Consider the following 16366-nt stretch of genomic DNA (forward strand, 5'->3'; position numbering starts at 1 on the left):
GCGGGCGCGTCTTCGGCTCTTACACGCGTTCGACCGGCGGTGCGGTGCGCCATACCAGCATCAGCCCCGACGCCGGCAGGAAGCCGTCGACGTTCGGCAGCGGCACCTCGCATCGCCAGCGCTCCGCGGCGCCTGCCCCCAAGGTGGAGCAGCGCCGTCCGGATGCGGCGAAAGCGGCGGAGGTGTTCGCGTCGGGCGACACCGTGCGGCACAAAACGTTCGGCACGGGCACGGTCATCGCTGCCTCGGGCGATATGATCGAAGTTAAGTTTGAGAAGACCGGGCAGGTCAAGAAGCTCATGAAGGGCTTTGCTCCCATTGTTAAGGTCGACTAGGGCTTCGCTGGGGGAGTAGCGCAACCACGGGCCGATCCGAGCGACACTGCCTACCGCTCCGCTGCCGCCCTTTGCTACGCAGCTGTCGCGTGGTCTTGGGAAGTGCCCGGTGCATAGACGAGCTCAAAGAGTTCATTGAGGTCGATGGGCTCGTCTTGCTGCTCCTCGGCGGAATCCGCGGGTTGCGTCTCCGCGCTCTCCTCATCGGGCGATTCCGCATCGAAGGCAAGGCGGATAAGCTCGTTGATGTTCAGGGACTCTGCGTGGGACATGACGTTCGACATGGTGCCTCCCAACGGTGGTAGATGACCTTATCTTTTCCCGTGCTGGGCTGGGGATTACCGCGCGTTGGCACATGTCACAAGCTGTTCTTCAACATGAAACCAACTGTCAACATGAGGTTGTGCCGCATCTTATGCTGCAAGAATATATGTTCTATACTATATACATGCATAATGCTAAGGAGCTGGTCTTATGCGTGTTTATGATGTAGTTCAAAAGCTGCAAGATTGTAGAGCGCTATCTTGGAGCGAGCGCGTGAACAGTTCTGGGGCGGCGGGCACCTACTTGAAGGCTCGCACGGGCACGGGCGTGCGTGCGCTCTACTACAAGCTGCCCCGATACACGGGCGTTCGGTTTGATGGAAGCGAGTGCGTCAACGAGGTGGTGGCCAGCCGCCTCATGGACATCCTGGGCATCGATCATGTTCCCTATCGCTTGGTGCACGCGCTCATTGCGCTTGATGGGGTCGAGCACGAGGTTTGGCTCAACACATCGAGGAACTTTCGCCGGCCCGGCGAGCAGAAGATGGGGCTTGGTGCCTATTACGATCTCTATAAAGAGCCCAACGAGACGCCGTGGGAGTTCTGCAGGCGCAACGGGTGGGGCGAGCGCATCGGGCAGATGATGCTCGTTGACTATCTCGTGGCAAATAGGGATCGCCACGCATCGAATATCGAAGTAGTCCTCGACCAGCGCGGTGCGGCTCGCCTTGCCCCGCTTTTTGATCAAGGCCTCTCGCTGCTCGCACCATACGGCGATGATGAGGAGCGTGTAGCGGGGTTTGCGCCGTTGACCTCCGTTGCGACAACGAACTTCGTTGGCTCGCGCTCTCTTGAGGAGAATCTACGGGACGCTATGCCGATTGTGCTCAAGGGGGGATTGGCCGAGGGCGACCGAGAGCGGCTTCTAGCCGGGCTCGAGCATGCCGCTCCTGCGATGCTCCTCGACAAGATTTGGGAAGTTATTTGGACGCGGTGGCGCTGGTATGAGGGAATGAAAGAGCAATGAGACGATTCGAGGTCATACAGGGAGAGCGGGTTGGCTCCAGTCCCTGCGGGGAATTAACGTACGATGCCGGCAGCGGGCAATTCGAATTTGCTGCGGCAGATGGTGCTGGCGCATGCGATGTTCCCGCTATGTTCGCGCCGTTCGTGGCGCAAGGGACGCATGTGCCGGGTCATTGGGCCAATGCATGGGTTCAGGAGCGCATCGCTCCGCCTTCACGACAGAATATCGGGCAGATTCTGCGCGAGCACGGCCTCGATGCGTACGACCCATGCGCGTTGCTCATGGCGCACGGCGGCAGAAGCACGCAAGACGGGTTTTACCTGCGTGAGATTGAGCCTGAGGCGCGCTATGCCGATGGGGTGGGCAAGGCGCTGGCGCAAGCTCGGGCGCGCGCGGGCCTCTCGCAGAGCGAGCTCGCCCGGCGGAGTGGATTGAAGCAAGCAGAGGTCAGCAAGATCGAGCGCGGCCAGGCAAACCCGACGCTAAAGACGCTTGGTCGCTTAGCGGATGGGCTGAACACGCGGCTAGAAATCACGTTCGCGAGCGATCCGAAGGCCTGACGAGCCTGGCACCGCTGGGGGTGTGCGCCTACCGATGCTGGGGGGCGCGCCTACCGATGCGTGGGGGCTGTTCGCCAAAGTGTGGTGCGCGGCGATAGGGTCCCGCCGTATACTGTGCGCCTATGCAGGTAGCATGCCGGCACACGCCCCGAGACCTCGACGTCTTGCGACGCCGGTACCGGATTCAACGCACGGAAAGGAATCGTCATGACAGAGCCCCGGAAACTGTACGTAGGCCTCGATGTGGGCGGCACGTCCGTCAAAGTCGGCCTGTTCTTGCAGGATGGCACCTTGGTTGGCAAGGGTAGCGTGCCGACACCTCCCATCGTGGACGAGGCTGGATATAACGCGGTAACGAATGGCATCGGCCAGGTGCTCGCCGAGGCCGATGCGACCACGGCCGAGGTGCTCGGCATCGGGCTTGCCATCCCGTGCCCCGTCCCTGCCGATGGCATCATCCGCATGCAGGCGAACATTCAGATCGATGCGCCCGGCCTTGAGGCCGCGCTGCACGCATTCTGCCCGCAAGCTGCGGTGAAGTTCGTGAACGACGCGAACGCTGCGGCGATGGGCGAACTCTGGACCGGCGCGGCGAAGGGGCGCACGAGCCTCGTGTTCGTGACTATCGGTACGGGCGTTGGCGGCGGCGTGGTCATCGACGGCAAGGTCGTTGCCGGAGCCTTTGGCGCGGGTGGCGAGATCGGTCACCTGTGCATGAACCCAAACGAGGAGCGTGCCTGCGGCTGCGGCGGCAAGGGCCATCTCGAGCAGTACGCCTCGGCAACTGGTGTTGTTTCCAATTATCTGGCTGAGTGCGAGGCACGCGGTGTCGAGCCCATCGAGCTCACCGGGCCGAGCGATTCCAAGGACGTGTTCCAAGCGTGCCGCGAGGGCGATGAGGTGGCGCTTGCCGCCATGCGCACCATGGCCGATTACCTGGGGCGTGCCCTTTCACTCGTTGCCAACGTGGTCGACCCGGAGCTCTTCCTCTTGGGCGGCGGCGCGTCGGCCTCTGCCGATGTCTATCTCGAAACGCTCGTTGAGCGGTATCGCGCCTACGCTATCAACGTGAATGCCGATACTCCCATCGAGGTCGCATCGCTCGGCAACGATGCGGGCATCTACGGTGCCGCCTACGTGGCGTTGCAGGCCGCCGAAGCGTAGGTGAACTTGCGCTCTGCCCGGGCGAGCGATGCGCGTAGCGTGCTAGGATATGGAGCAACTGGGAAACTCGCGGGGCGCCTGCCCCGCCCTGTGCGAAGGGAAGCATACACATGAGCAAGGTTCTCGTCTTCGGACACCAGAATCCCGATAACGATGCCGTCATGTCCGCCGTGGTGCTGGCTCAGCTGCTGAACCAGGTTGAGTTCAACGGGTGCACGTACGAGGCTCGCGCGCTCGGCCCGCTACCGGCTGAGTCCGCGAAGCTCCTCGCCGACGCCGGCCTGCCCGAGCCGATGCTGCTCGATGCCATCGAGCCCGCGGCCGAGGGCGAGGACCCGCAGCAGGTCATCCTCACCGACCACAACGAGCCCGGACAGAGTGTTGCCGGTTTGGCGAACGCCCAGATCGTGGGCGTCGTGGACCATCACCGCTTCGGCGACTTCACCACTGCCGCGCCGCTGACCATCGTGGCCATGCCGTGGGGCTCCAGCTGCACCGTCGTGGCCAAGCTCTTCGAGGTGCTGGGCCAGGAGCTCACCGATACGCAGGCCAAGCTTCTGCTCTCGGCCATGATGACCGACACCCTCATGCTCAAGAGTCCCACCACCACCGATGTTGACCGTGCCACCGCCGCCAAGCTCGGCGAGCAGCTGGGCGTCGACCCGGTGAAGTTCGGCATGGAGGTCTTCCTCTCCCGCCCGTCCGGCTCCTTCACGCCCGAGCAGATGGTCGGCAACGACATCAAGCTCTTCGAAGTTGCTGGCAAGCAGCTGCTCATCGGCCAGTACGAGACGGTCGATAAGACCCGCGCCCTCGGCATGATCCCCGAGATCCGCGAGGCGATGCGCGCCTACCAGGCCCAGAAGGGCGCCGACGGCATCGTGCTGTGCATTACCGACATCATGGAGGAGGGCTCGCAGGTGCTGCTGGAGGGCGACACGGCTGCCGCTCAGAAGGGCCTTAAGATCGAGGACGTGGCCGAAGGCGTTTGGTGCCCCGGCGTCCTCTCCCGCAAGAAGCAGGTGGCTGCACCCATCCTCGCTGCCAACTAAGCGGAGATAGCGCTTCTCGGTACGCAGCCGAACGGTCCAAGGCGTGCGTCGCGCGGTGACACAGTCGAACGGATCGAGGTACGGGTCGCACGATTATGCGATCAGGCAATTCAAGGGGCGAGCTGCGCGCCCGCGCAGACCCTTTCGAGGCGCTATCGCGGAGGTGCTGTGGATTCACGCGGCGGATGCTGCGGAAAAGCCCGTATTCCGGGGACAATAGAAACGATATCGGCGAGGTGCCCGATTGGCGCCTCGCTTTTTTGGGCAACGTGCGCCGGGCAGAGAGCCCCTGGCGGCTACCTACAACGAACGAGAGCATGGAGGATGCTATGGCGACGGGTCATAACAGCTCCTTGCGTTTGACCATGAGGGCTGGTGAGCGCAAGGCGATTGTTGCATAGGGACGACTGGTGTTCGGCGCATGCGCCGGGCCCGCCTGCGTCCCCAGCTCAAGCCCTTGCTCGCTGCTGTGTCCGCCGCGTGTCCCGTGGCGGTTGGGAGGTCCTCATGCCCTATGTCGTTGAATTCGCTTTCATCCTGATAGGTTTTGTTCTGCTCGTTGTTGGCGCCGATAAGCTCGTGGAATCGGCGAGCAACATCGCTGCGCGCTTCGGCATGCCCGAGCGCGTTATCGGGCTGACCATCGTTGCCGTGGGCACGTCGCTGCCCGAGCTGGTGGTGAGCGTGACGTCTGGCGCGGGCGGTCACGCCGACATGGTGTTCGGCAACGTGGTGGGCAGCTGCTTGGCAAACATCCTGCTCATCTTGGGCATCTCGTCGCTCATCTCGCCTATCCCGCTGGCCCGAAGCACGCGGCGTTTCGAAATTCCCGCGAGTATCGCCTCGGTGGCGCTGCTCCTGGTGTTCGCCAATACCGGGGGTCAGATCACCGTGGTAGAGGGTGCGGCGATGCTCGCTTTCTTCGCGGCGTTCATGGTGCGTTCTGCCGTGGTCGGCACGCGGGCTAAGCGTGCGGAGGACATGAGCGATGTCGAGCCGCTTACGCTCGCCACCACACCAGCCGCAGATTCAGCAGGCACGCTCGAGCAGGGCCCGATGGCCGCTGTTGCGCCCGCTGCCGGCTCGGTTGCTGGGCTCGCGCAGGGTTCGGCTGCAGCGCCCGCTGCTGGATCGGCCACAGGTACGGCAGCGGTCAAGCTAAGGCAGCAGAATCTGCTGATCGATGCGCTCGTCATCGCGGTGAGCATCGCGCTGCTCAAATTCGGAGCGGACTTTGTGGTCGACAACTCGGTAATCGTGGCGGGTGGACTCGGCGTGAGCGAGCGCGTCATCGGAATTACGGTCGTGGCGCTCGGCACGTGCCTGCCAGAGCTGGTAACCGGCGTAGTGGCTGCACTCAAGGGCAATACCGAGATTGCCGTGGGCAACGTGATCGGTTCGAACGTGGCGAACGTGCTGCTGGTGATCGGCGCACCGGCCCTGTTCTCGGCGGTTCCCTACGATGCGGCGTACAATGTCGATTTCATATTGCAGATCGTTTTCACCGCCGCGCTGCTCGCGTGCGCCTTCCATAGGCCGCGCAACCGTGTAGGGCGTATCGACGGGATCGCGTTCACGTTTCTCTATGTGGCGTATATCGTTGCCTCCCTGCTGCGATAGCGCGGCAGATGGCAAGACTGAGGAGAAGGAGACGCTCGATGAGTGGGCAGAAGAGCAAGCAGGGCGCTGCGGCGAAGCAGGCGCCGTTGATCAGTAGCAGGCAGCGTCGCCGCCTTGAGCGGAGGAGCGTGCTCGAACGCATCACCTCAAACGGAACCATCGCTGCGGCGGTCATGATCGTGGCCGCGGTTGCGGCGGTGGTGTGCGCCAACACGGAGCTCTACGAGCCGCTGCACGAATGGTTCGCGCGCCCGGTCGTCATTGGCATAGGCGGCTGGGAGTTCTCGCTCACCTTCGAGCTTTTCGTCAACGACTTTCTCATGGCGATTTTCTTCCTGCTCGTGGGCATCGAGCTCAAATACGAGATGACCGTGGGCGAGCTGCGCCGGCCCCGGCAGGCCATGCTGCCCATGCTTGCCGCCGTGGGCGGCGTGGTGGTTCCCGCGTGCATCTACGCGGTCATCAACCGCGGCGGCGCCATCTACGGGTGGGCCATTCCCATGGCGACCGACATCGCGTTCGCGCTCGGCGTGCTCTCGCTTCTGGGCAGTCGTGTGCCGCCAGCGATCAAGGTGTTCTTCTCAACGCTCGCCATCGCAGACGACCTCCTTGCCATTCTTGCCATCGCGCTCTTCTACGGGCATGCCCCGAGCGCGATCTGGCTTCTTGCAGCCGCTGCCGTCACGCTGGCGCTGGCGATGCTCAACCGGCGTCGGCACTTCGGGCTCGCGCCGTACGTGACGCTCGGTCTCGTGCTGTGGTTCTGCCTCTTCCAGTCCGGAATCCATGCGACGCTCGCCGGCGTGATCTTGGCGTTCACCATCCCTGGCCGTTCCGACATCAACGCCGGCGGGCTTGTGGGCTGGCTCGAGGGAAAGCTGCCCGAGCTTGACGACACGTTCGACGACGAGGCCCATATCCTGGGGCAGCACGATTTCACGCATGCCGTCTACGGCGTTGAGCGCGTCATGCACCGCGTGACGCCGCCGCTTCAGCGCCTGGAGCACCGCATCTCGACGCCGGTCAATTTCATCATCCTGCCCATCTTCGCGTTCGTGAATGCTCAGGTGCGGCTCGTGGGCGTCGACCTGGGCGCGCTCGTGGTGGATCCCGTCGCGGTGGGCACGTACCTGGGCATGCTGCTCGGGAAGCCGATCGGCATCTTTGGCATGACGTTCCTCATGGTGAAGACCGGGCTCGCGCAGCTGCCCGAGGGCGTGCAGTGGAAGCACATCGCGGGGATCGGCATTTTGGGCGGCATCGGCTTCACGATGTCCATTCTCATCGCGGGCCTGGCGTTCACGGAGACCCCGGCGGAGCTGCTCGCGTCGAAGACGGCCATCCTTGCCGGCTCGGTATCGGCCGCAATCATCGGCCTCATCTACATGAGCATTGCGTGTCGCGGGAGGCGCTGACGGTCGTGCTGCGCGCCCATAGCGGCGTTGCGCGCCGATGCTCAGGCTTGCGAGGCGCTTAAGCTCGTCGTGGCGCTGGCGGCCTCTGTGGCGCCGACGACCGCTGTGGTTCTATAGCCTGCCGTTGAGCGCCTCGCGCACGGCCTCGACCTGCTGGATCGCCGCAGCCACCTGCTGGCGGGCCTCGCTGATCTGCATCTGGACGTACATATCGAGAAACGCATTGTCGAAGAACATGTCGGCGAACGACATGAAGCCGCCGGTGTCGATCTGGATGCCCGAGGCCCCCTCCACGTCATGCAGCTCTTTCACGAAGATGCGCAGGGCCTCGCGGGCCGCATCGATTTCCGTCTGCGCTTCCTGCATCTTGCTCCGCTTGATATAGGAGCTGATCGCTCCTCCGGCGAAGATGTCGAACAGGCCCCAGTTTCCTGCGGAGCCGAGGAGCTCCTGGGCTCGGTACAGGTGCGCCAACGCTACGTCGGCGGCTTCGATGGCCTCGTTGTATTCGCGCTGGATGTCGTTCATGGTTGCCTTTCTGTGGGAGAGCTCGCGCTGCGATGGCGGGGCGTTCAAACCGGCTTCGGGATGGCGGACATACAATCCGGCTCTGCGATTGTTTATTCCACGGTGCCGTATACGGCGCCCCAGCCGTGAGCGGCGATTGCGGAGTTGAGCTGGTCGCAGAGCCGCTGGCGCTCGTATGAGCCGGGAGGGAGCAGCGAGACGATTTCCTGGAGGTCGGCATCGAGGTCGAGGACCTCGGCTTGCATCACGAGGTCGAGCCGGTCGACGAAGGTGCGCGTGGCATAGAGCCCGTCGACGAGGCTTTGCAGCTCGCCGTAGGATTCTGCCCGAAACGACGCCATGTCCATGGAATCCTCCTCATTCGTTGGTGGGCTCATTTTCCCCGTTTGCCGTGCGCCGCGCAAGATGCGGCATGGCTGCGTCCGCGGTGTTTTCGGGCGAGATCCAGACGCGGGGCGTTTTCGGGCATGATCCGGACGCCGGGCGCATTCGGGCGAGATTTGGACACTCGATCTGTTTTCGGGCGATAATTCGCCATATGGGAGGCTCTGAGCGTCCAAATCTCGCCCGACAACGCCCGTGATGTCCAGATCTCGCCCGAGAACGTGGGAGCATGCGTCGCTGCGCTGGACGGCCGGGGTGCTGGCTCCCTCTTTGGCGGTGGAACGGATATTGTGTTTCGATACGCTGGCAAGCAGCGCGTTCCTCCAAGAACTCGGTATACTGTCCCGGGATAACGCAACGATTACGCGTCACGACCCGGCAAACGGGGAGACGCGGGGTGGAGGAGCGCATGCAAAACGCATACCAGAAGATGGATACCGCAGAACTCAAGGCGGCAATCGCCGAGCTCGAGCGCGAGGTCGAGGAGACGCGTGCCAAGGAGCTCAAGCTCGATATGGCGCGCGGCAAGCCGTCCCCCGAGCAGGTGAACATCTCTCGCCCCATGCTCGACATCCTGACGAGCGATGCGGACCTCATGGACGAGGGCGTCGATTGCAGCAACTACGGCTGCTTTGAGGGCATCCCCTCGGCTCGCCGTCTGGCAGGAGAGTTCATCGGCGTGCCGCCCGAGCAGACCATCGTGCTGGGTTCCTCGAGCTTGAACATCATGCAGTCCATCCTCATCCATTATTGGGAGAAGGGCGTGCCCGGCTACACGCCGTGGAGCAAGCTCGATCACGTGAAGTTCCTGTGCCCCGCCCCCGGCTACGACCGTCACTTCGGCATCACGCAGGACCTCGGCATCGAGAACGTGCCCGTGCGCATGACCGAGACGGGTCCGGACATGGACGAGGTCGAACGCCTGCTGGCTGAGGACGATTCCATCAAGGGCATGTTCTGCGTGCCCAAGTACTCCAACCCCACCGGCGTCACCTACTCTGAGGAGACAGTGCGTCGCCTGGCCACGTGCAAGGCAGCCCCGGATTTCCGCATCGTGTGGGACAACGCCTATGCCGTGCACGATCTCACCGACGATGGCGACGAGCTCGCGAACATCTTCGACATCGCGCGCGAGGCGGGTAACGAGGACCGCATCCTGGGCGTGGCGTCTACCTCCAAGATCACCTTCCCGGGTGCGGGCATTGCGTTCTTCGGGTCCAGCCCTGCAAACGTGGTGGAAGTTGCCAACACCCTCAAGGTGGGCCTCATCAGCGCGAACAAGCTTAACCAGCTCATGCACACGCGTTTCCTGCCCGATCTGGATGCCGTTCACGAGCACATGCGCAAGCACGCGGAGTTCCTGCGTCCGCGCTTCGATGCGGTGGAGCGCAAGCTCTCCGAGGGGCTCGGCGGTACGGGCTGCGCCACGTGGACGCACCCTAACGGCGGCTACTTCGTCTCGTTCGATGGCCCCGAGGGCTCGGCGAAGCGCATCGCGGCGCTCTGTGCGGAACTGGGCGTCAAGCTCACGCCGGCGGGTGCCACGTGGCCATATGGCAACGACCCGCACGATACGAACATCCGCATCGCTCCGACGTACCCGAGCGTGGATGAGCTCGAGGCCGCCCTCGACGTGCTCGTGCTCGCGACCAAGCTCGTGTCTGCGCAGCTCGCTCTCGAGGAACGGTAGGAGCGGGGCTTCCCGCTCGCCCGTCCGGCATGCGAAAGATTTGATATTCCGTTTGCAGCGGCTCGGGCACGCCGTATCGTCGGTACAATGAAAGATGCTGCATAGGTGCTGCGGCACGAGCTGCTGCCATCCGTGCGGATGCATTGACTCGACCTGGCATGCGCCAGAACGTTGGGAGCTACCATGGATCTGACCATCACCACGAACGCTTCGCCCGAGCGCTACACCATCGGCGTCACCGGCGAAGTGGACATCTCGAACGCCTCCAAGCTGCGCGATGCGATCGATCTTGCGCTCGAGCAGCCCACCGAGGCCATCCAGCTCGATTTTGAGCACGTTGCCTACATCGACTCGACCGGCGTGGGCGTGCTCGTGGGCGCGGCGCATCATGCGGCTGAGCGCGGCCGCGGCTTCTCGGTCGTGAACGCCCAGCCGGGGGTCATGCGCGTGGCCCAGCTGCTCGGCGTTGACGCGGAGATTTCTATTACCGCTCTGTAAGGGCTTTGTTCGGAGCCGCCTTCCTGGGGAGGGCGGCGCTATACTTTTGCGGTTATGCGCCGCGGTGCCGTGCATGGCGGGGCGCCAGCTTGCCATGCGCCGCTATGAATCGAAATCCAGGAGGTTCTTGTGTTCGGAATCGGGCAGACCGAGCTCATCATCATCGTGGTCTTCGCCTTCCTGCTCTTCGGGCCGGATAAGCTTCCGCAGATGGGCCGTACCATCGGGCGCGCTCTCCGCCAGTTCCGGGAGACGCAGGAGAAGGTGACGTCCGTCGTCCAGTCCGAGGTCATCGACCCCATGGCGGCTGCCGCCAACGCGCCCGCCACGTCGAAGAAGGCCGCAGCTGCCGACGAGGACGCCGATGCCGACGCTCCCGCCGCCAGCGATAGCGCCGACCTCGCAACGGCTAAGGCCGCCGAGGCGCGGAAGGAGACGTTCGCGGAGCGCCGTGCCCGCCTAGCTGCCGAGAAGGCCGCTCGCGAGGCCGAGGCAGCAGATGCTGAGGGTTCCGCGGCCACCGCAGAGTCGGGCACCAGCGCTGAGGGCGCGGTTTCTGGATTTTCGGCCGAACCTGCGGGCGATGCCTCGGGCGATCGCGCTGAGGCGGGCGAGCGCAGCGCGGCGGACGGCCAGCCTGCCGACGCGGCAGCCGAAGAGGACCCCCAGGACACCGTCACGAGCCTGTATGCTCGCCGTCCGCGCAAGCATAGGGCTGCCGAGGCCGAGGACGCCCCGGGTGACGAGGCCCCAACGGCGAGCGACGAGGCCCCTGCAGCAGCTTCCGCCGCATCGACCGAGACCGAGAAGGGAGGCGAGCAGTAATGCCCGTCGGACCCGCACGCATGCCGCTTCTCGACCATCTGGGAGAGCTGCGGCGTCGTCTGACCATCGTGATCGTAACCATCATCGTGGCGACCGTGGTGTTCTACTTCGCCGCGCCTACGGTGATCGACGTGCTCACCGACCCGATCGCCCCCTTCGTAGGCGGCGAGTTCTACGTCATGAGCGCGCTCGGCGGCTTCTCGCTGCGCTTCTCCATCGCACTCAAGACCGCCTGCGTGGTCTGCGTGCCCATGATTTTGTGGCAGATTCTCGGGTTCTTCCTCCCTGCGCTCAAGCCCAACGAGCGCAAATGGGTCGTCCCGACGCTTTTCATCGCTACGGCGCTGTTCTTTGTGGGCGCGGTGTTCTGCTACTTCTTCATCGTGCCGCCCGGTTTCGAATGGCTCATCAACGAGACGAACTCCATCGCTACGGCGTTCGCGGATCTTGAGAACTACCTCAATATCGAGGTGCTCCTCATGATCGGTTTCGGCGTGGCGTTCGAGCTGCCGCTCTTCGTCTTCTACCTCGCCGTGTTCCACATCGTCCCGTACGTGACCTTCCGTGCGGCCTGGCGCTACATCTACGTTGCCATGGCCGTGATCGCGGCAACGGTCACGCCGGACGCCAACCCCGTCACCATGATCTTCATGTATGCGGTGCTGCTCTCGCTCTACGAGATTTCGCTCTTCGTGACGAGGTTCGTCATCATCGCGCGCGAGGGCAAGGCGGGGCTCAAGGGCAGTCGCGTGGGCTTCTTCTCCGACGAGGATGACGAGGAGTAGCGAGACGCCATGCACGAGCTGGGCATCGTCTCGGGCATATTGGAAACGGTCACAGCCGCCGCGCGCGAGGCAGGCGCTTCGCGGGTGGTGGCTGTCTCGCTTCGCATAGGCGACCTGCGCGAGGTGGTGCCCGAGTCGCTCGATTTTGCCTGGGAGGTCTTGACCGAGGAAGACCCGGTAACCTGTGGCTGCAAGCTTGAGGTCGAGGAGGTTCACCCTCGGAGCCGGTGCCTGGCTTGTGGCGAGGAGTTCGACCACGATCGCTTCCATGTTCGCTGCCCGGTGTGCGGCGGCCGCGATACCCACCTGCTGCGCGGTCGTGAGCTCGATCTGGTATCCATGGAGGTTGAGAGCTAGCTAGATGAGACAGTTTGACCCGGTACAACTGTCTCATTCGATAAGGAGCGATGATATGGCAGAGCAGACGATTGCCTTGGAGCAGCCCATCCTCTCGCGCAACGAGCGGCTCGCCACCGAGCTGCGTGATCGGTTCGCGCGCACGGGTACGTACGTGGTCAACGTGCTCTCGAGTCCTGGATCGGGTAAGACGAGCACCATTCTTGCCACGAACGAGCGCTTGGCGGCCCGCGGGCTGCGCTGCGCCGTCATCGAGGGCGATATCGCCTCCGACGTGGATGCCGTGCGCATGAAAGAGGCCGGCATGCCCGCCATCCAGATCAACACGGGCGGCCTTTGCCATCTCGAGGGAAACATGATCGGCCAAGCGGTCGATGCGTTCGACGACGCTGTGGGGCTCGATGCCATCGACGTGATTTTTATCGAGAACGTGGGAAATCTTGTGTGCCCGGTCGACTTCGATTTGGGCGAGAACCTCTCCATCATGATCCTCTCGGTGCCGGAGGGCGATGACAAGCCGCTCAAGTACCCGGGCATCTTTCAGCACGCGGGGGCATTGCTGCTTAACAAGGTCGACGTGGCCCCTGCCTTCGATTTCGACTTCGATGCCTACGGCTCGACGCTCGACGACCTTAATCCAACTGCGCCGCGGTTCGAGGTGAGCGCAACGCGGGGGCAGGGCATGGACGCTTGGTGCGACTGGCTTGCCGGAAAGATCGAGACCGCGCGCACGCCGCAGGCGTGATCCTGCCCGAGGGAGGCTTGTGCCGTGGTGCAACGCGGCGCCGCTAGCCGAGGCTGCTTTCCGCATGAAAAGAACTAAAATGGCAGTTCAGGGGCATCGCAACTAAAAGTTGCGTAAATTCCTACCAGACTTTCTGGCGTGCGACCGCCGTCTTTCGTACGGTGGGGTCAACGGTACCGGTGCCGGGAAGGCCAGGCGTTCGCAACACGAGGTTGGAGAACCATGAATGTCAAGATAGCCCAGCGTCTAGCGGAGCTCAGGCGCGCAAGGGGGTACAGCCAGGAGTCGCTTGCGCGCGAACTCGGCTTGTCGCGGCAGGCCGTTTCCAAGTGGGAGCGCGCGGAGAGCTCGCCCGATACCGAGAACCTGATTGCCTTGGCGCGCCTTTACGGCGTGAGTCTTGATGAGCTGCTTCGGGTGGACGAAGAGATCGAGGACGACGTTGCCTTCGAGCGCGCGGAACGTTCAAGCGAGGTGCGCGTGGAAGAAGAGCTCGGCGCGCAGCGCGCGCGTGCAGAACAGGCAACACAGGCGGCCACCGCTGCGGCGGAGGCGAGCAGGGCGGCTGCCGAGGCAGCGCAGGCGGCCACACGTGCGAGCGAGCGCGTGGCGCAGGCTGCCGAGGGCACGGGCCGCGGGCACGCTAAAGGGGCGTGGCGTTCGTTCCCGTACGGCATCCTCATGATTCCCCTCTGGTTCGTGCTCACCATCATGGGAGCCGCGCCCTTCTCGTTCTTGGTGTTCTTTACCATCCCGCTCTATCGCTGGGTCGCGAACATCATGGATGCAGCAGAGCAGCGTGAGCGCCTGCACGGTGAAGACGAAGGGAGGAGGTAGGCATGAAGGGCTTCGATCGCCTCACAAAAGCCGAGAAGGCCAAGGTCATCGCGGCGGCTGTCGTGATTGCACTGCTCATTGGGTTCCCGCTCATGGTCGCGCTTGCCCGGAGGACAACTTCCAGCCGCCTGCCCTCTATCGATCTTCCGGTCATCGGATCGGGCAGCGGGGAAACCACGGTGCTCGATGAGCCCATCGACGAGCGCGCGTCGTTCGACGGCGACAAGGTAAAGGGGCTCGATGTAACGTGGGATGGAGGAGAGGTGAGGCTGGTTCGCGGAGCGGGCGATGATGTCGTGGTGCGGGCGCGGCTCGGTGCGGGCACGTACGACATGGATCCGCGTCATTCCTCCATCTCGCTCGACGAGAGCACAGGTACGCTCATCGTTGACGACGGGCTCCCCGAAAGCAACAACGGGCTCGAGTACCCGGCATTTGCACTCACGATCGAGCTTCCCGAGGGGCTTTCGCTCTCGTCGGTAGATCTTTCGGGCACGTCGGCCAGCATGGGGATCGACCAAGTCGTTTGCGACCATCTCATCGTATCTACCGTAAGCACAGACATCACGGTGCAAGGGCTCGATGCCGGCCGTGCTGAGATTGCCTCGATCAGCGGGTCGGTTTCGTTCGATGGAGCGGTGACGACCGATCTTTCCGTTACGAGCGTTTCGGGGGCACTCGATGTGACGCTTGCTGGTGCTTTGCCGCCGCAGACGGCGCTTGATTCAACGAGCGGGTCTATAACGCTGGATGTTCCGGATGACGCCGGCTTCACGCTCACGAGCGATCGCGTGTCGGGCGGGTTCGTGTGCGAGCTTGGGGAGTTGGCGGAACGTGACGAGCCAGGATCGCTCAGCGCGCAGGTGGTCAACGGTGATGGTTCGGCGCAGATTACGGCCGATTCCATCAGTGGCTCCGTGCGCGTGAAGTAGGTTGGCAACAGCAGCTGGCAGAGCCCGAAAAGAGTATTCGCGATGGCGGATGACGAGACGGAAAAAATGAAGTGGGCTAGCGGCAACTAGCCCACAACAACCGTAGCGCCGCCCGTAGAAGTGGTACGGGCTCCGCCGCTAGCGGTAGTGTACCCGTTGCGAAGGCTTGTGTATGAACAGCTTGCGAATATTTCCTGCGGGAATGGCACCATGTGCGGTGTGCGGTTTTGCCGTTTCAATTCCCTGTTTACGGGCGATTTTTTTGCCGCGCTCTTATCGTCCACGGGCGCGCTCTCTCGGTGTGCCTCCATCGTCCACGGGCAGGTTTTTGCAAAAAAGAGGGGGTACAAAAAGCGAGATTCATCGAAATCATGCCCGTTTTCGAAGGGCGTCTCTTGATTGGGCAGGCTGGTGCCAGGTAGCTCCGCGCGCTCTCAACGCCGCTCGCCGGTGAGGTTTTCGTAAACTCAGGGCAACTCGCGTATACTGTCCCGCTAGAACAGGCAAAACCGAGGTACGGTGCGCGCACCGCGTATTCCGCTGCGCCCGCGCCGTCGCAACCACGTAACTACAAGAGGTCCGACCTTGAAACTCGTCATCGCAGAGAAGAACATCGCCGCCCAAAAGATCGCCCAGCTTCTGGCCGATGGAAAGCCAAAGACCGACAAGGTATATAACACGCAGGTGTACCGCTTTACCGTGCAGGGCGAGGATTGGGTTTCCATGGGTCTCGCTGGCCACATTCTTGCCCCCGACTTCCCCGATGAGGTTCTCTTCGATAAGAAGCAAGGCTGGTACAGCGTAACGGAAGACGGGGAGGTCCTCCCCGCCGACGTGCCCGACGGGCTCGCGCGCCCGCCGTACGACACCAAGCGCAAGCCGTTCCTTGCCAACGGCATCAACATCAAGGGCTGGAAGGTCGAGAGCTTACCGTATCTCACGTGGGCGCCCATTATCAAAAAGCCTGCGGAGAAGGAGATTATCCGTGTGCTCAAAAACCTTGCAAAAAAGGCCGATCACGTAATCATCGCCACGGACTTCGACCGCGAGGGCGAGCTCATCGGTTCGGATGCCCTCAACTGCGTGCGCGAGGTGGCGCCCGATGTTCCCACGAGTCGCGCCCGCTATTCCGCCCTCATCAAGGGCGAGGTCACGGCGGCCTTCGATAACCTGGTGAGTTTGGACCAAGATCTTGCCGATGCGGGCGAGAGCCGTCAATACATCGACCTCATCTGGGGTGCGGTGCTCACCCGCTATCTCACGCTCGCGCGCTTCGGGGGTTTTGGCAACGTGCGCAGCGCCGGTCGCGTGCAGACCCCCACGCTTGCCCTCGTGGTGGAGCGCGAGCG

The 16366-nt window shown here is 63.2% G+C and carries 18 protein-coding genes and 1 pseudogene; 16 read left to right on the forward strand and 3 right to left on the reverse strand.

The window, feature by feature from the left end; translation table 11 throughout:
- A pseudogene (locus AC1VS5_RS07910) lies at positions 1–335 on the forward strand (DNA helicase UvrD); the annotation flags it as partial.
- 74 nt (positions 336–409) lie between these two features.
- On the opposite strand, the gene AC1VS5_RS07915 reads toward AC1VS5_RS07910, so the two are convergent.
- Positions 410–619 (reverse strand): hypothetical protein, encoded by a 210-nt coding sequence (locus AC1VS5_RS07915; RefSeq protein WP_287748370.1) that lies wholly within the window; start codon positions 617–619, stop codon positions 410–412.
- Positions 620–809: 190 nt separating this feature from the next.
- On the opposite strand from AC1VS5_RS07915, the gene AC1VS5_RS07920 reads away from it, so the two are divergent.
- The 6 genes from AC1VS5_RS07920 (at position 810) to nhaA (ending at position 7436) form a co-directional block, all read left to right on the forward strand.
- Positions 810–1625 carry a hypothetical protein gene (locus AC1VS5_RS07920; protein ID WP_481218278.1) on the forward strand — a complete coding sequence of 272 codons (816 nt, stop codon included), beginning with the start codon at positions 810–812 and terminating at the stop codon, positions 1623–1625.
- Positions 1622–2185, forward strand: a complete 564-nt coding sequence (locus AC1VS5_RS07925; RefSeq protein ID WP_481218279.1) for a helix-turn-helix domain-containing protein — start codon at positions 1622–1624, stop codon at positions 2183–2185. The genes AC1VS5_RS07920 and AC1VS5_RS07925 overlap by 4 nt, the downstream gene beginning before the upstream one ends.
- Before the next feature lie 207 nt (positions 2186–2392).
- Positions 2393–3349: an ROK family protein gene (locus AC1VS5_RS07930; RefSeq protein ID WP_419044236.1), complete on the forward strand. Its 957-nt coding sequence runs from the start codon at positions 2393–2395 to the stop codon at positions 3347–3349.
- A gap of 110 nt (positions 3350–3459) precedes the next feature.
- On the forward strand, positions 3460–4401 hold the full coding sequence (locus AC1VS5_RS07935; protein ID WP_144688506.1) for a DHH family phosphoesterase: 942 nt from the start codon (positions 3460–3462) through the stop codon (positions 4399–4401).
- Positions 4402–4908: 507 nt separating this feature from the next.
- On the forward strand, positions 4909–6021 hold the full coding sequence (locus AC1VS5_RS07940) for a calcium/sodium antiporter (protein WP_481218280.1): 1113 nt from the start codon (positions 4909–4911) through the stop codon (positions 6019–6021).
- 38 nt (positions 6022–6059) lie between these two features.
- Positions 6060–7436: a Na+/H+ antiporter NhaA gene (gene nhaA, locus AC1VS5_RS07945; RefSeq protein ID WP_481218281.1), complete on the forward strand. Its 1377-nt coding sequence runs from the start codon at positions 6060–6062 to the stop codon at positions 7434–7436.
- Between the two features lie 111 nt (positions 7437–7547).
- Here nhaA and AC1VS5_RS07950 read toward each other — a convergent pair whose 3' ends face one another.
- Positions 7548–7964 carry a hypothetical protein gene (locus AC1VS5_RS07950; protein ID WP_019128842.1) on the reverse strand — a complete coding sequence of 139 codons (417 nt, stop codon included), beginning with the start codon at positions 7962–7964 and terminating at the stop codon, positions 7548–7550.
- 92 nt (positions 7965–8056) lie between these two features.
- Positions 8057–8311, reverse strand: coding sequence for a hypothetical protein (locus AC1VS5_RS07955; RefSeq protein ID WP_481218282.1), 255 nt, complete (start codon positions 8309–8311; stop codon positions 8057–8059).
- Positions 8312–8757: 446 nt separating this feature from the next.
- Between AC1VS5_RS07955 and AC1VS5_RS07960 the strand changes: the two genes are divergently transcribed.
- The 9 genes from AC1VS5_RS07960 to AC1VS5_RS08000 all read left to right on the forward strand — a co-directional run.
- Positions 8758–10038, forward strand: coding sequence for an aspartate aminotransferase type Ic (locus tag AC1VS5_RS07960; RefSeq protein WP_144688514.1), 1281 nt, complete (start codon positions 8758–8760; stop codon positions 10036–10038).
- A 183-nt stretch (positions 10039–10221) separates the two neighbouring features.
- Positions 10222–10536: an STAS domain-containing protein gene (locus AC1VS5_RS07965; RefSeq protein WP_019128845.1), complete on the forward strand. Its 315-nt coding sequence runs from the start codon at positions 10222–10224 to the stop codon at positions 10534–10536.
- A gap of 129 nt (positions 10537–10665) precedes the next feature.
- A complete protein-coding gene (locus AC1VS5_RS07970) occupies positions 10666–11361 on the forward strand; it encodes a Sec-independent protein translocase subunit TatA/TatB (protein WP_276869683.1) in 696 nt (231 codons plus the stop codon).
- Complete coding sequence (gene tatC / locus AC1VS5_RS07975; RefSeq protein WP_276869682.1) at positions 11361–12146, forward strand: twin-arginine translocase subunit TatC; 786 nt, start codon at positions 11361–11363, stop codon at positions 12144–12146. The genes AC1VS5_RS07970 and tatC overlap by 1 nt, the downstream gene beginning before the upstream one ends.
- A gap of 9 nt (positions 12147–12155) precedes the next feature.
- Positions 12156–12503 (forward strand): hydrogenase maturation nickel metallochaperone HypA, encoded by a 348-nt coding sequence (gene hypA / locus AC1VS5_RS07980; protein ID WP_019128848.1) that lies wholly within the window; start codon positions 12156–12158, stop codon positions 12501–12503.
- 55 nt (positions 12504–12558) lie between these two features.
- A complete protein-coding gene (gene hypB / locus AC1VS5_RS07985; RefSeq protein WP_481218283.1) occupies positions 12559–13248 on the forward strand; it encodes a hydrogenase nickel incorporation protein HypB in 690 nt (229 codons plus the stop codon).
- Between the two features lie 222 nt (positions 13249–13470).
- Complete coding sequence (locus AC1VS5_RS07990) at positions 13471–14085, forward strand: helix-turn-helix transcriptional regulator (RefSeq protein ID WP_481218284.1); 615 nt, start codon at positions 13471–13473, stop codon at positions 14083–14085.
- A gap of 2 nt (positions 14086–14087) precedes the next feature.
- Positions 14088–15017, forward strand: coding sequence for a DUF4097 family beta strand repeat-containing protein (locus AC1VS5_RS07995; protein WP_481218285.1), 930 nt, complete (start codon positions 14088–14090; stop codon positions 15015–15017).
- Positions 15018–15602: 585 nt separating this feature from the next.
- Positions 15603–16366, forward strand: a 764-nt coding sequence (locus tag AC1VS5_RS08000; protein WP_481218286.1) for a DNA topoisomerase, incomplete at its 3' end; no start/stop codon positions are given.

The organism is Enorma sp. (assembly GCF_982429025.1).